Here is a 14336-nt window from a genome sequence, read left to right on the forward strand (position 1 = left end):
AGCATCGACCACCAGCAATCGGTTATCTGTTCGGAATTGTCCCTGCCCGGAGATCCGAATGACACCGTCCAAAATATCGCTACCCCTTGAAATCGGTTTGCTGGCTGTGCTCGCCCTGCTTTGGGGGTCGTCGTATCTGTTTATCAAAATCGCGCTGACCGATATCCCACCAATTACCCTGATCGCAATCAGGGTAGGCATCGCATCACTGTTTCTTTTTGCCGTCATGTTCTGGCGTGGCGAACGTTTTCCACGTGATGGCAAGATTATCTGCATGTTGCTGATACAGTCGGTTTTCAACAGCCTCGGTGCATGGACCGTCCTTGCCTGGGGACAGCAACATGTCGAAAGCGGCCTTGCCAGTGTGCTGAATTCGACGTCACCGGTCTTTGTATTCCTGATCACGGCCCTTCTGACACGGCATGAACGGATTGACCGGTTTCGTCTTGCCGGTGCGTGTCTTGGCATTGCGGGCGTGGTGCTGATTGTCGGCCCCGGTGCACTTACCGGGCTTGGGCAACATCTCGGCGGGCAACTCGCTATTATTACCGGGGCGATCCTTTATGCCGGGGCTGCGATCTATGGCAAACGCTTTAACACCCTGCCAGCGACGGTGACCGCCGCAGCAACCATGATCTGGGCCAGCATCTTTCTGATCCCGGCAAGTCTGGTACTGGATCAGCCTTGGACCATGACACCGTCAACACCCGCCATTCTGGCAACACTGGCCCTGTCGGTCTTTTGCACAGCAATTGCCTTGCTGATCTATTTCCGGCTGTTACGCACGCTCGGATCAATGGGGGTTGCCAGCCAAAGCTATCTGCGTGCCGGGATCGGCGTCTTGCTGGGCGTTCTTTTGCTTGGTGAAAGCATAAGCCCGCCGGTTACTGGCGGTATCCTCTGCACGCTCGTCGGCGTCGCCATCATCAATCTGCCGCCCACCTTCTGGCAAGGATCCACATCACCCTCTTCGAAATCGTGAAACAATCAACCATCCAGGGAAATTGAAAATGATCACCTGTTTCATCCGCTACGAAATCGATCCTTACAAAAAGGATGCCTTTGTCGAATATTCTCGCAACTGGGGCGAGGCAATCCCGCGTTGCGGAGCCGATCTGGTCGGCTATTTCACCCCGCATGAAGGATCGATCTCGACCGCTTATGCTGTCTATCATTTGCCCGATCTGGCATCTTATGAAGCTTATCGTACACGCCTGTCGCAAGACCCACTGGGTCGCGAAAACTATCAGTTCGCCCAACGCGAAAAGTTCATCCTGCGCGAAGAGCGCCAGTTCTTCAAAATCGCTTCCACCCCGCATGCGGAGCTGATCAAGCCATGATTGCCGTTATTTTCGAAGTTCTGCCCCACCAACAGCACCGCGACGAATATTTCTTGATCGCCGGAGACCTCCGTCCGATCCTTGAAACCATCGACGGGTTCATTTCGATTGAACGGTTTGAAAGCCTGACCGAACCGGGAAAGGTTCTGTCCCTATCCTTCTGGCGCGACGAAGAGGCCGTCATGGCCTGGCGCAATGTCGGCGAGCACCGCATTGCCCAAGACAAAGGTCGCAACCGGATTTTCGATGATTATAGACTGCGCGTCGCTCATGTCATGCGCGATTACGGAATGCATGAACGTGCGCAAACACCAGACGATTCTCGCAAATTGCATGACGATACATCTTCAGGAATCAACTGAGGAAATTGCGCATACCCGCATTGGACATAACCGAGTGTGCACTAAACCTTTGCCGTGGCGACCTTGCTGTCATCATCGTCATTGTTACACCCCGTGGGGGCAACAGGTACCGCTTTTGCGCCACCTTTATAGTCAAGCAACGCAACCGCCAGCACAACAATCCCTGCCCCGATAAAAATGACCGGCACGGGAAGCATGTCAAAGAAGATCAGATCCATCGCCACCGAAAATGGCAAGGCCGTATAAGCCGCCGGTGAAATGACACTGGCATCGGCTACACGGACAGCGCGCAGGACCATATAATTGGTCAGCATGGCAAAAAAACCTGCCCCGGCGGAATAAAGCCAATCGGCAAGGGCGGCTGGTTGCCACATGATGACCGCGACCGGCACCCAGATGACAATGGCAACGATCTGTGGCCAGAACAGCATCGAAAAATTCGTCTCTGTCCGAGTCATCACTTTGGCAAAAAGCGTCTGGGCGGAAAAACAGAATGCCCCGATCAGAGCGGCGGCAACACCCAGCGGCACGCCAAACCCGTCCATCTTCGGCACACACATCACCCAGACACCGACAAGGCCAAGCAGGGTGGCAATCACTTTGCGCGCTGTCAGCTTTTCACCCAGAATCACAACCGCCAGCATCACGGTCAGTAATGCTTCGATGAACAGATAGGCGTTAACCTCGGCAATGCTCATCTGTCGCAGGGCAAAAAACACAAAAAACAGCGATCCATACCACAACACCCCACGCGCCAGATGGGCATAAGGCCGTTTGGTCCGGATCGACCGGGTGCCTATAAACATCAGGATGATCAGGAATATAGCCACTGTGGTTACTGCACGCATGGCAAGGATTTGTGCGGTTGGCACATCATGGGATACCAGCTTGGCACAGACATCGACAAAAACGCCCGATGCCATCGCAGCTGTCATCCATAAAACGCCGCGAAAGTTACCGCTGAGGCGCAAAAGCGTCCCGGTCATCACCTTTGATCCTGATCACTGAAGTAAAAGGGGGGTTTCCGACAACGGGGAGACTGCTGCGGGGTGGCGCAAGGAGACTATCTATTGCATAGCCGGAAACCCTTTTCATTCATCAGTGTGCCCGCAAAAATTGAAAAATACGAATGAGGACTTTTCAGCGATTGATGAGAATTTTTTGCTCCAAACCACTGTCAGGCCTGCTACACAGGAACGAACTACAAAACCCTGTCCCACGGAAATGTTCGATGCGCCGCAAACTGCCCCCATTACGTGCGCTTGTCGCCTTTGAAGCCACCGCCCGCCATCAAAGTGTCAAGGCCGCAGCCGAAGAACTGCATGTCACACAAAGCGCGATAAGTCATCAGCTCCGCCAGCTCGAAGAATGCCTCGGCGTCGTGCTGTTTGTCCGCAAGGGACGCGGTTTAAGCCTAACAAAATCGGCAATACAGCTGCTACCCCGCCTGACCGAAGCACTCGACGGTATCGCCGACATCACCGGTGAGGTCGGCCCGGACAAGGGCAAGGCAATCCGGATCGGTGCGCTGGCAACCCCTGCCCTGACGGTTTTGCTGAACGAGCTTGGCGGTCTGCAGGCCCGCATGCCCTCCGACATCCCTGTCCAGTTTCGCAAAATCGAATTTGATGATGATCTCGATCCGCTTGAAATCGATATCGCGCTTCAGATCGCCCCAAAAGATTTACCGGGTCTCGATGGCTGGGTCACAGAACTTCTGACACCCGAAATTTACAATGCCTTTGCTGCGCCTGAATGGCTAGAAAAGCGCGGGCTCGACCCCTGCAATATCGATGTCGGATCATTGGGGCCACGCGATATCCTGCTAATCGACAGCGATAGCGAACAATTTTCCCAGATTGCCAACTGGTTTGATCAGGCAACTTTCTCGCTCGATGATTGCTGGACCTTCAGCCACCATATCTGGGCACTCGAAGCCGCTCGTGCCGGGCAGGGCATTGTTGCCAGCACCGATGTGATCGCCCGCAACTTTGTGGATCGTGGTGAATTGGTCCTGCTTAATTTCCCGGATTTCGTATCGCACTGGTGGTATCGCCTGCTGATCCGTCCAGCCCGCGAAAAGGACCCGGCCGTAACCGCCGCCGCCGACTGGATTCGCACATTGATCAACCCGGAAACTGCGTCGCTAAAACGCAAAATGCTTAAGAGATAATCTATAGCGTTCCCTTATTTGTGTCCCGGTGCTACCTAAACAACAATGCGCCGGGATATTGAACAGAACATCGGATTCTATGGAAAAAATACTGGTAACGGGCGGAGCCGGGTATATCGGCTCCCATATTTGCCTGAAATTGCAAGAAAGCGGTTACCAACCCATCGTTTTTGACAACCTGTCAAACGGTCATCGTGACGCGCTCGCCGACGATATTCCCTTCGTTCTGGCTGATATTCGCGACCGGACCGCTCTCGATGATACTTTCAAAAGATTCCGGCCTACTGCAGTTATTCATATGGCCGCCCTGATCGAGGCCGGCCTGTCGATGCAGGAACCGGCCAGCTTTTACGACGTAAATACCGTCGGCTCTCTTAATCTGCTTGAAGCAATGCGACATCATGAATGTCGGCAGATCGTTTTTTCGTCAACCGCAGCCGTATATGGCAATGCCAGTCAGGACATGCTTGACGAGACCCTGCCGGTCCGGCCTGAAAATCCATATGGTCGCTCAAAGGCGATGATCGAAACCGTGCTCGCAGACTTTTGCGCAATATATGGTTTCCGCGCCATTGCACTTCGTTATTTCAATGCGGCCGGCGCGGACCCAGCAGGCCGTGCCGGAGAAAGACATGATCCTGAAACACATCTTATCCCGCTTGCTCTCTCGGCCGCTGCCGGACAACGAGACGGTCTGAAAATATTCGGCAGTGATTATGACACACCCGACGGAACCTGCATTCGTGACTACATCCATGTTGATGATCTGGCAGCAGCACATATCAGGGCTCTTGATCATCTGATCAGTCAGACGAATTCCTTTTTTGATATCGTGAATATAGGTACCGGCAAAGGTTGTTCCGTACGTGACATATTGTTGTTTTGCCAAGAAGTTACCGGTAGCGAATTTCCAATATCTAACACGACACGCCGTCCCGGTGATCCGGCAAAACTGGTTGCCAACCCGGCAAAGGCGAAATCATTGTTGAACTGGGTGCCAAGGTATATAGGCCCCCGCGAAATGATTTCTCATGCATGGACTTATTATTGTGACAACTCCGAAAAGGTGTGAATGAACACAAATTGGTAACGTGTTCATGTGATATACGATTTTCTGCATTACAACTTTTTTATAATTGACCAGACAGAGCAAAAATTGGCTCCTGCATCAAGAACCACCGGGGACACTGGTTCTATGCATTAATGTAATTGGGGGAATTACGTGCTTAAGGTTTCTGTGATCGTTTCGACCTATAACTGGCCCGAAGCGCTTGAAATGGTTTTGCAGTCGCTGATCGACCAGAAAGACAGCAATTTTGAGGTGATCGTGGCGGATGATGGGTCTGGTCCTGAAACAGCGACAACCATTGCCCGTATGCAGCTAAAATCTCCGGTACCAATCAAACATTTCTGGCAGGAAGACATTGGCTATCGCCTTTCTCGAGTCCGCAACGGCGCCATCAACCTCGCAGAGGGCGATATTATCGTCTTCACCGATGGCGATTGCTGCCTCATGCCTGATTTCGTGTCAAGCCACCGCAAAGCAGCCGAACCGGGGTGTTTTGTCACAGGTAAACGCGTTTTTCTCAAGCGTCGATTCACCCAATTGGTTATGAAAAAGCGCCTTGCATTTCATAAGTGGCCTCGCACCCTCTTGTTCATGCTGGGCCTTGCAGCGCAATGCAATCGCCCGTTCCAGTTCGTGCCTGTCCCACAAAAAGACAAGAGTCTTTGGTCTCATCAGAGCTGCTGGAAGAAAGCACAAGGCTGCAACATAGCCGCCTTTCGCCATGATATTCTGGCAATCGGCGGTTTTGATGAAGCCTATGAAGGACATGGGTTGGAAGATTCCGATTTTGTACTGCGCATGATCCGATCCGGTATTAAACGGAAATCTGTCGAATACAGCTCCCCCGTACTTCACCTTTATCACAGACGGTCGATCGGGCAACGCCATGCGAACAAGTCCAATAACAGTACATATTTTGCTGAACTTGAAGCGGATATTCACCGGTTCCAGCCAAGAAAAAGTGCGCTCATCCCGCTTGCGGCCTCTGCATAAAACGAACGACCCGATACCGGCTATTGGAACGGCGCAGATTTCGCGATAAAAGAGCCGCATAATTTATCGCACCTTCGGCCATGTCGAGTGTTTATGCGTTGTCGCAACCCTGGAAACGGGGCACCTTATCAAAGAACGAAAGGGATTTTCCCACATGGATCTCAGCAAGATTGCCGTTGGCAAAGATGTTCCTTGGGACGTTAATGTCGTCATCGAAATCCCGCAGGGCGGACCGATCAAGTACGAAGTCGACAAGGACTCCGGTGCTGTATTCGTTGACCGTTTCCTGCATACTTCGATGTATTACCCGGTCAATTACGGCTTCATCCCGAATACACTTGGCCTTGACGGTGATCCGGTCGATGCCATGGTCATGTTCCGCGAGCCTGTCGTCGCCGGTTCCGTCATCCGAGCGCGCCCGATCGGTGTTCTGATGATGGAAGACGAAGCCGGTCAGGATGAAAAACTCATCTGCGTGCCCCACGACAAGATCGATCCGTACTATACCGATATCAAATCCCACGAAGATCTGCCGCAAATCCTGCGCGACCAGATCCAGCATTTCTTCGAGCGTTACAAAGACCTCGAAAAAGGCAAATGGGTAAAAGTCACCGGTTGGGAAGGCGCTGAAAAGGCTGCCAAACTAATCGAAGATGGTGTGACCCGTCTCGGCAAATAAGCCATTCGACATAACCTGACTTTATTCGCGCCCTGTCGCCCGGTTTGATCCGGCGGCAGGGCCTTGTTTTTTGACAAATCGGCAAAAAATGCACATAATTCTAGTTGGTTGGGGAACCAGATCGACAATGAGGCCAATCCGTGTCTGTAGCCGCCAACAATCACACATATTCTGCGCTACTCGATCCGATCACGATTATTGAGGCCGACATCACCACACTGGATGTTAACGCCATCGCCAATGCCACCAAAGAGGCACTTTTACCCAATGGCGGAGTATGTGGTGCCATTCATGCCGCAGCCGGACCCGGACTGATGCGTACCTGCAAATCTCTGGCACCCTGCCCGACGGACGAGGGCAGCCTCGCTCCGTTCCGCATACGCCATGTGATCCATCGGGTCTGGAATGGCGGCGATCACGGTGAGCCGGAATTGCTGGCATCCTGCTATCGTAATTCGGTCGCCCTTGCTCAAAACATAGCCTGAAATCCATCGCCTTTCCGGCCATTTCCACCGGCATTTTCGGCTATCCTGAAGATCGGGCCACAGAAATTGCTGTATCAACTTTGCGTGCACTCATTGCGACCGATTCCGCATTGCCACAAATTTACCTTTGTTGTTTTTCAACCTCTTCGCGTGGCTTCCTGAAAAAGGCTTTAGCAACAGCATGTTAGAAATCTGAAACCCCAGAGAACGAAATCAATGCACAGTAATCTGCAAATCAGCACCCCGTCCAAACCTGTCGAGATGGTTGTCTCGGCGAACGGCATGCTCCGTTTTGAAGATCGGGAATTTCGCTGTGCACTTGGCAAAAACGGCGTGGTTTCTGCTAATGCCAAGACCGAAGGCGACGGAAAAACACCGACGGGAATCTGGCGGTTGCGTTATGTCATGTATCGTGCTGATCGCCGAACAAGCCCTCATACAGATCTGCCAGTCACCACGATTTCCTTTTCCGATGGTTGGTGTGACGATCCCGCCCATCCCGATTATAACCGCCCCGTAAGGCTCCCGTTTGAAGCCAGCCATGAGAAACTGTTCCGCGAAGACGGGCTCTACAACATCATCATCGTGCTCAATCATAATGACGACCCGCCTGTGCCCGGCAAGGGATCGGCGATTTTCATGCATATTGCCCGACCGGATTATAGCGGAACCGAGGGATGCGTTGCCCTTGCCGAACACGATCTTGAAACCGTTTTGTCCATGTGCACGACCGAAAGCTATATACGGATCGATCCGTAAAATCATGGACTTGCCGTTGCGGCAATGACACCCTAGTTTCATGCGGTACGCCATTGACCGGGACGGATCATGATAGAAGACGATTATCTCTATAAAAAAAACGGCATTTCCGGATTCGGATCTCGCACCAGGCGTGCTTTAGGGTCGAGTAAATTCTGGCTTGTCAGCCTTGCCGTCATTGTATTCGTTGCTGTCATTTATTATCCGGCCGGCATGGTTGTCGTGCACAAAATCGACGACAATCCCGATTTCACCGGCAATTATCAGGGTGGCAGTCATTCGGTCAGCACCGCCGCCGCCCTGATTGATCGCGAAGTCAATCAGAACCGCTGGACCGCGAACGATCCCTTCTTTCTGCCAAGTGCCGCGCTCGACAATATGCCAAACTTCCAGACCGGTATTGTCTATGCCCTGTCGCGTTTTGCCATCGAATTGTCCGATCAGATCGGCCGTACTCGCGGCACAAGCCAGGTTGACCCGGATCTCGACGATGCTGCCGGCCTTCTGAAATTCCGGGGCGATAAATGGGTTTTCGATCCCAGTATATCGCTGTTGCCCGGCGTAAGCTCCGAACAGCAATATCGCCAAGCCATCGCCGCCCTTAACCGGTATAATCAGCGTCTTGCCGATGGTCAGGCCGTATTTGAACGTCGTGCCGACAATCTTCAGGAAACGCTGAACCGTTTTGCCAATGACCTTGGGTCCGCTTCGGCCTTGATTGACGATAAGGTCGAAGATCCGTCGCTGTTTGATCGCACGGCAGATGACATATTCTATGCCACCAAAGGCCGTCTTTATGCTTACAGCCTGATCCTGCGTGACCTGGGCACCGATTTCGAACAAGTGATCAATGAACGTCAAGTCGCACCGGCATGGGCAGAAATGGTTGGCTCGCTTCAGGCCGCCGCCGCCCTTGATCCGCTGGTGGTTGTGAACGGTTCTGCTGATGGGATTGTTTTCCCCAATCATCTGGCAGGACTTGGTTTTTACCTGCTGCGTGCCCGCACCCAGATGCGCGAAATCAGCTCGATCCTGCAGCGCTAGGGCATCTTTGCCGAACCCGGCAAGTGTGCGACGAATACCTGAGTTGCGCACTCAGACTTGATCTTTTCCTGTTTTTGCCCCATTTAGGGCCTAACCAGATGAAATAGGGAACGCCGCGCGGGCAGCCTTCTGCCCCGGCACCCAGAGTGAGAGGACAAGCCGAAATGTTCATTCAGACAGAACCAACCCCGAATCCGGCAACGCTGAAATTTCTGCCGGGCGAAGATGTCATGGGCCGTCAGGGCACGGCCAACTTCACCGTAACCGATGCGGATGTAAAATCGCCGCTGGCACGCAAGCTGTTTGAGGTTGAAGGCATCACCGGGGTGTTCTTGGGCGGTGATTTCATCACCATTACCAAGGATGACGCCCGCGACTGGCAAACCCTGAAGCCGCAAATCCTTGGTGGCATCATGGAGCATTACACCTCCGGCCAGCCGGTTCTGGACCAGAATTCCGGTGCAGCCACCGGTGCCAGCACCGCATCAGATGGCGACGACGAACTGGTCAGCCAGATCAAGGAACTGCTTGATACCCGTGTGCGTCCGGCTGTGGCTCAGGATGGCGGCGATATTGTCTTCCACAAATTCGAAGACGGCGTTGTTTTTCTGGAAATGCACGGCGCATGCTCCGGCTGCCCAAGCAGCACCGCAACCCTTAAAATGGGCATCGAAAACATGCTGCGTTACTACGTGCCTGAAGTTCAGGCTGTCGAACCGGTCATGGCTGACTGATTTCCCGATTCGCAAAATTTTTTACCGCCCGGCGCGCACAAAACGCGATGCCGGGCGTTGTCATTGCGCGCCCAACGCAAACGTGGTTAAGGGAAACTTAACCTTTGTGATATTGCAGGTTGCGATCAACCCCGCAGACGGGCATAGATAACGGCTCTTTTGGAACCGACAGTTTTACTGATCGCGGAGAAACAATATGAATAGCGCAAAAGAAGGCAGTTACCGTAAAATTGCGCTTGCTTCAGTGTTTGGAGCAGTAGGTTTACTGTATGTTGGTATTATTGGCGGATGGGATATTTCCCCGAAACCCAAAGGTATGAGCTTTGACGAAGTGGCAGCAACAACTATTGCGCCGGAAAAAAAGAACGTCAAGCCGCTCTACCGCCGCGATCCGGAAGTGATCGCGCTTAACCAGTATTATCAAAGCATCGGTTACAGCCTGTCGGGTGTACAGGAAATTCCACGCGTCTATATCAAACGCGTCCCGAAAGGCCTGCGGGATCTGGCATCGGTTGACGAACGCAAACAGATTTTCCTGCGTATCATGTTGCCTCTTTCTCTGCGTGTGAACGAGGAAATCATGGCACGTCGCGAACGCCTGATGGCCATCCAGAGCAAGAAATATTCCGGTGACCCGATCAGCTCGGCTGAAAAAGAATGGGTCGACCAGATGCTCAAGCGCTATCGCGTAACCGACGGCGGTGTAACCGCACTGCTGGAACGCATTGATATCATTCCGCCATCGCTGATGCTTGCACAGTCAGCGGAAGAAAGCGGCTGGGGTACCTCCCGGTTCGTGCGAAAGGGCAATGCCCTGTTCGGTCAGTGGGCTTGGGATGAAGAAGGCATCGTTCCCGAGGACCGCGCCGAAGGCAAAACCCACGTGATCAAATCGTTCAACAGCCTGATCGATAGTGTTCGTGCCTATGCACGCAACATCAACTCGCACCCGGCCTATGCCGAATTGCGGGCCGAGCGCGCCAAGCTGCGCGAAGGTGGTGAAGTAGTGCTTGGTTGGGATCTCGCGGATACGCTAACCAAATATTCTGAGCGCGGTGCAGAATATGTTGACTCGCTGCATGCCATCATGCGCGTAAACGGTCTGGAGGCATTTGACGGAATCGGATTTGCATCCGGTGACATCCCGCCACCGCCAAATGTTCTGGCTTTGCTGTCAGACTGATTGCACAGACTATAATATGAAAGAAGGGACCGCGCATGAGCCGGTCCCTTTTTATGTTTGCCGAAGGATATTGCGGATTTAAGGCCTGTAAATCCAGCCCTTCTCCGATTTAACCAGCCGGATTTCGCTTTCGACAATCCGCCGGTCACCGGCTTTAAATTCGCCTTCCTTCAAGGCCAGCATCTTGGTCTTCACAAGGTCAATTGCTTCGCTGACCGTATCGCCAACCGTATCCAGGTCACCGGCGGATTTGCCCTTTTCTGTCACATCGTCAGCAAAATCGGCGACCGAACGATCAAATACCAGATCGTAACGCACCATCACCGTCGTTTCTTCATCCCCATCCATGATGGCATTGGTCTTGGTCACATTTTCAACATGACCGACCTTGGCATAGGGATCATCACGAAAACGTTCGATGACGGCTGTGGTAATCTCGTCCGCGTTGGGACCCTCGACCGTACTGTCTTCACACGCGGCCAAAGACGTTATCGCCGGGATAAACAGAATAAATGCAAAAAAACGACTGATGCGATGCATCGATAAGTTCCTTATACCTGAATAAGTGCCTGAATACTGTTTATGGCACCAACCAGTGGCAGTCCGATGTGGCAGAAATCGGGCCGACAAACCGCCGGTTCAGGTACCCTGTCTTCAGGGCTGCCCCACCCATTTGCCTTTTATTCTAACGAAATCGACATCGTGAGCTACGTCAAAGCGTTGGCCTTTTTCAAATTCACCATAAAGGCCGGTTAAACCGGTCAGTTCGACGGTACCCAAAATACCAAGATGATCGCGAAAACGTGTCCGTTCAGCATCCGAAACCGATCCCGGATCAGCCAGAATGCGGATAGCGTCGGCAAAACCCATATCAAACACCAGTTCGTATTGTACCGACACCCGCGCACGATTGTCACCCGTCCGATCCGCACCCGAAATCACGATATTTTCCAGATGCGATACCAGCCCCATCAGGGTTTCGTCATGCAGTTCGTGCAAACTAGCCGCAACCGTTGCGTCGTCCGGCCCCGGATCGCTGTCGCAAGCTGTCAGCATCAGAAGAACTGCACATAGCCCAACGCACCATTTGCGTGAAAATTCCAAAACCACGTTCCCGCCATTATCGGTTGTTTTTCATTATATAACGGCGTCTTAACGTAAGATGGCGGAATTTGCATCTGCAATTCCGCCATTTCCACAAAATCGTCCTGGCCGTTTTAACCGTGTTCGGCTTCATGTGCGGCCAGTGCCGCCAGATTAACAAGGTCGTTAACCGTGCTGCCCATCTGGGTAATCTGTGCCGGTTTTTCCAGACCGATCATCACCGGACCTACAACCGTACCTCCGCCCAGCTTGTCGAGAAGCTTGGAAGCCGTGGTCGCCGCATGAAGCGCCGGCATCACCAGAACATTGGCCGGGCCGGAAAGGCGGCAGAACGGATAGAGTTTTAGCAATTCGGTATCGAGCGCAACATCGACAGCGATATCGCCATCGAATTCGAAATCGACATTGCTGCGCTCAAGGATGCCAACCGCTTCGCGGATACGGTCGGTATCGGTACTCCACGGGTTGCCAAACGTCGAATGCGATACCATTGCCACACGCGGCTCGTGACCAAGCTGGCGGGCTTTCTCCGCCGCCTGGATCGCGATCTCGGCAAGCTGCTCGGCATCGGGCATGTTGTGAACGCGCGTATCGGCAATAAACACCGTCCGGCCTTTGGCAATTGCGATCGAAAGACCCATCGGAATTTCGCCCGGTTTGGCATCGATCACCGAACTGATATCGGTAAAGCTGCGATGAAAGTTTCGCGTCAGGCCGGTAATCAGGCCATCGGCGTCACCCTTTGCCACCATGACGGCGGCAAAGACGTTACGCTTCTGGTTGACCATGCGCTGGCAATCACGCCACAGGAAGCCCTTGCGCTGCAGGCGGCCATACAGGAACTCGGCATATTCCTTGTTCTTGTGCGAAAGGGCGGCATTGCTGATTTCGACACCCTCAAGGCTTTCGATACCGAGCGACTTGGCCGATTCCGCGATCCGGTCCTCGCGCCCGATCAGGATCGGGGTACCATAACCGGAATTACGATAGGCCACAGCCGCACGAATAACGGTTTCCTCTTCGCCCTCGGCAAAGGCGATGCGTTTCGGATGGGCCCGCACATAATCGGAAATCAGTTGTAGATGGGCTGCCGTCGGATCAAGGCGACCGCGCAGCTGATTTTCATATTCCGCCATATCAATGATCGGACGACGCGCCACACCGCTATCCATTGCGGCCTGTGCCACGGCTTTGGGCACCGCAATGATCAGGCGCGGGTCGAACGGTGCCGGAATGATATATTCGGGACCATATTGCAGACGACGACCGGAATAAGCTGCAGCAACCTCGTCAGGCACATCTTCACGCGCCAGTGACGCCACCGCATGGGCTGCGGCAATCTTCATTTCCTCGTTGATCGTAGATGCCTGAACGTCAAGCGCCCCGCGGAAGATATAAGGGAAGCCAAGCACGTTATTTATCTGGTTGGCATAGTCCGAACGACCGGTCGCACAAATCGCATCATCGCGGATCGCGGCAACGTCTTCCGGGCTGATTTCCGGGTCCGGGTTTGCCATCGCAAAGATGATCGGCTGTTTGGCCATGCTTTTGACCATGGCCGCGGTAACCGCGCCCTTGACAGACAAGCCAAAGAACGCATCCGCCCCGTCCATCGCTTCTTCCAGCGTACGGGCATCTGTTTCGGCGGCGTGGGCCGACTTCCACTGGTTCATGCCGTCTTCACGGCCTTTATAAATCACCCCGCGCGAATCGCACATAATGACGTTATCGGGCGTCACACCCATGCTTTTGACCAGCTCGCAACACGCAATGGCCGCCGCACCAGCCCCGTTGATCACGAGCTTGATGTCTTTAAGCTCACGCCCCGTCAGGTCGCAGGCATTGATCAGGCCGGATGCGGCAATAATCGCCGTACCGTGCTGGTCGTCATGGAAGACCGGAATATCCATCAGTTCGCGCAGGCGTTGCTCGATGATGAAGCATTCCGGGGCCTTAATGTCTTCAAGGTTGATCCCGCCAAAGGATGCACCAAGGAAGCGCACGCAATTAACGAACTCGTCAACATCCTCGGTTGACACTTCAAGGTCCAGCCCGTCAACATCGGCAAAACGCTTGAACAGGACCGCCTTGCCTTCCATCACCGGCTTGGATGCCAGCGCACCCAGATTGCCAAGCCCCAGAACGGCCGTACCGTTCGAGATCACGGCGACGATATTGCCCTTGGACGTATAGTCATAGGCCGTCGCCGGATTCTTGGCGATTTCGAGGCACGGCACCGCCACACCAGGTGAATAGGCAAGTGAAAGATCTCGCTGTGTGGTCAGCGGCTTCGACGGGGTGATTTCGATTTTTCCGGGGCGGCCACTTGAATGAAACAGCAGCGCTTCACGGTCACGAACCTTGATTTCTGAATCTGACATATATTTTCACTGACGCTTGCATGGTGGGTT

Annotated in this window: 15 protein-coding genes and 1 pseudogene; 12 read left to right on the forward strand and 4 right to left on the reverse strand. The window is 53.4% G+C overall.

All coding sequences use genetic code 11. The features are described 5' to 3' along the window. Positions 1 to 58 precede the first annotated feature (58 nt). Genes LG297_RS20080 through LG297_RS20090 form a run of 3 tightly spaced genes read left to right on the forward strand, consistent with a single transcriptional unit; the run spans position 59 to position 1702 of the window. Positions 59 to 982 (forward strand): DMT family transporter, encoded by a 924-nt coding sequence (locus tag LG297_RS20080; protein ID WP_404423464.1) that lies wholly within the window; start codon positions 59 to 61, stop codon positions 980 to 982. A gap of 28 nt (positions 983 to 1010) precedes the next feature. Beyond that, entirely contained in the window at positions 1011 to 1340 is a 330-nt protein-coding gene (locus LG297_RS20085) for an NIPSNAP family protein (protein ID WP_114120745.1), read from the forward strand. Next, complete coding sequence (locus tag LG297_RS20090; RefSeq protein ID WP_404423467.1) at positions 1337 to 1702, forward strand: antibiotic biosynthesis monooxygenase family protein; 366 nt, start codon at positions 1337 to 1339, stop codon at positions 1700 to 1702. Before LG297_RS20085 ends, LG297_RS20090 begins: the two co-directional genes overlap by 4 nt. Before the next feature lie 41 nt (positions 1703 to 1743). Here the strand turns inward: LG297_RS20090 and LG297_RS20095 are convergent, their stop codons facing one another. After that, positions 1744 to 2688, reverse strand: a complete 945-nt coding sequence (locus LG297_RS20095) for a DMT family transporter (protein WP_404423469.1) — start codon at positions 2686 to 2688, stop codon at positions 1744 to 1746. 245 nt (positions 2689 to 2933) lie between these two features. On the opposite strand from LG297_RS20095, the gene LG297_RS20100 reads away from it, so the two are divergent. The 9 genes and pseudogenes from LG297_RS20100 (at position 2934) to LG297_RS20140 (ending at position 10821) form a co-directional block, all read left to right on the forward strand. Next, positions 2934 to 3875 (forward strand): LysR family transcriptional regulator, encoded by a 942-nt coding sequence (locus LG297_RS20100; RefSeq protein ID WP_404423471.1) that lies wholly within the window; start codon positions 2934 to 2936, stop codon positions 3873 to 3875. 79 nt (positions 3876 to 3954) lie between these two features. After that, positions 3955 to 4947 (forward strand): UDP-glucose 4-epimerase GalE, encoded by a 993-nt coding sequence (galE, locus tag LG297_RS20105; RefSeq protein WP_404423473.1) that lies wholly within the window; start codon positions 3955 to 3957, stop codon positions 4945 to 4947. A 150-nt stretch (positions 4948 to 5097) separates the two neighbouring features. Continuing rightward, positions 5098 to 5937: a glycosyltransferase family 2 protein gene (locus LG297_RS20110; protein ID WP_404423475.1), complete on the forward strand. Its 840-nt coding sequence runs from the start codon at positions 5098 to 5100 to the stop codon at positions 5935 to 5937. Between the two features lie 154 nt (positions 5938 to 6091). Beyond that, the gene (gene ppa / locus LG297_RS20115) at positions 6092 to 6616 is read left to right on the forward strand and encodes an inorganic diphosphatase (protein WP_404423477.1); all 525 of its coding nucleotides are present in this window, start codon (positions 6092 to 6094) and stop codon (positions 6614 to 6616) included. 140 nt (positions 6617 to 6756) lie between these two features. Continuing rightward, positions 6757 to 7289: pseudogene (locus tag LG297_RS20120) on the forward strand (macro domain-containing protein). Positions 7290 to 7317: 28 nt separating this feature from the next. Beyond that, positions 7318 to 7860 carry a L,D-transpeptidase gene (locus LG297_RS20125; RefSeq protein ID WP_404423479.1) on the forward strand — a complete coding sequence of 181 codons (543 nt, stop codon included), beginning with the start codon at positions 7318 to 7320 and terminating at the stop codon, positions 7858 to 7860. A 69-nt stretch (positions 7861 to 7929) separates the two neighbouring features. Next, positions 7930 to 8904: a DUF2333 family protein gene (locus LG297_RS20130; RefSeq protein WP_404423481.1), complete on the forward strand. Its 975-nt coding sequence runs from the start codon at positions 7930 to 7932 to the stop codon at positions 8902 to 8904. 164 nt (positions 8905 to 9068) lie between these two features. Further along, complete coding sequence (locus tag LG297_RS20135) at positions 9069 to 9638, forward strand: NifU family protein (RefSeq protein WP_404423483.1); 570 nt, start codon at positions 9069 to 9071, stop codon at positions 9636 to 9638. Between the two features lie 196 nt (positions 9639 to 9834). Then, entirely contained in the window at positions 9835 to 10821 is a 987-nt protein-coding gene (locus tag LG297_RS20140; protein WP_404423485.1) for a glucosaminidase domain-containing protein, read from the forward strand. 78 nt (positions 10822 to 10899) lie between these two features. Here the strand turns inward: LG297_RS20140 and LG297_RS20145 are convergent, their stop codons facing one another. From LG297_RS20145 to LG297_RS20155, 3 genes are all read right to left on the reverse strand, one after another. Next, positions 10900 to 11361, reverse strand: a complete 462-nt coding sequence (locus LG297_RS20145) for a hypothetical protein (protein WP_404423487.1) — start codon at positions 11359 to 11361, stop codon at positions 10900 to 10902. Between the two features lie 114 nt (positions 11362 to 11475). Beyond that, positions 11476 to 11925, reverse strand: coding sequence for a hypothetical protein (locus tag LG297_RS20150; RefSeq protein ID WP_404423489.1), 450 nt, complete (start codon positions 11923 to 11925; stop codon positions 11476 to 11478). A 113-nt stretch (positions 11926 to 12038) separates the two neighbouring features. Further along, positions 12039 to 14306 (reverse strand): NADP-dependent malic enzyme, encoded by a 2268-nt coding sequence (locus LG297_RS20155; protein ID WP_404423491.1) that lies wholly within the window; start codon positions 14304 to 14306, stop codon positions 12039 to 12041. Positions 14307 to 14336: the final 30 nt, after the last annotated feature.

Source organism: Thalassospira australica, from assembly GCF_044790785.1.
GTDB lineage: Bacteria > Pseudomonadota > Alphaproteobacteria > Rhodospirillales > Thalassospiraceae > Thalassospira > Thalassospira australica_A.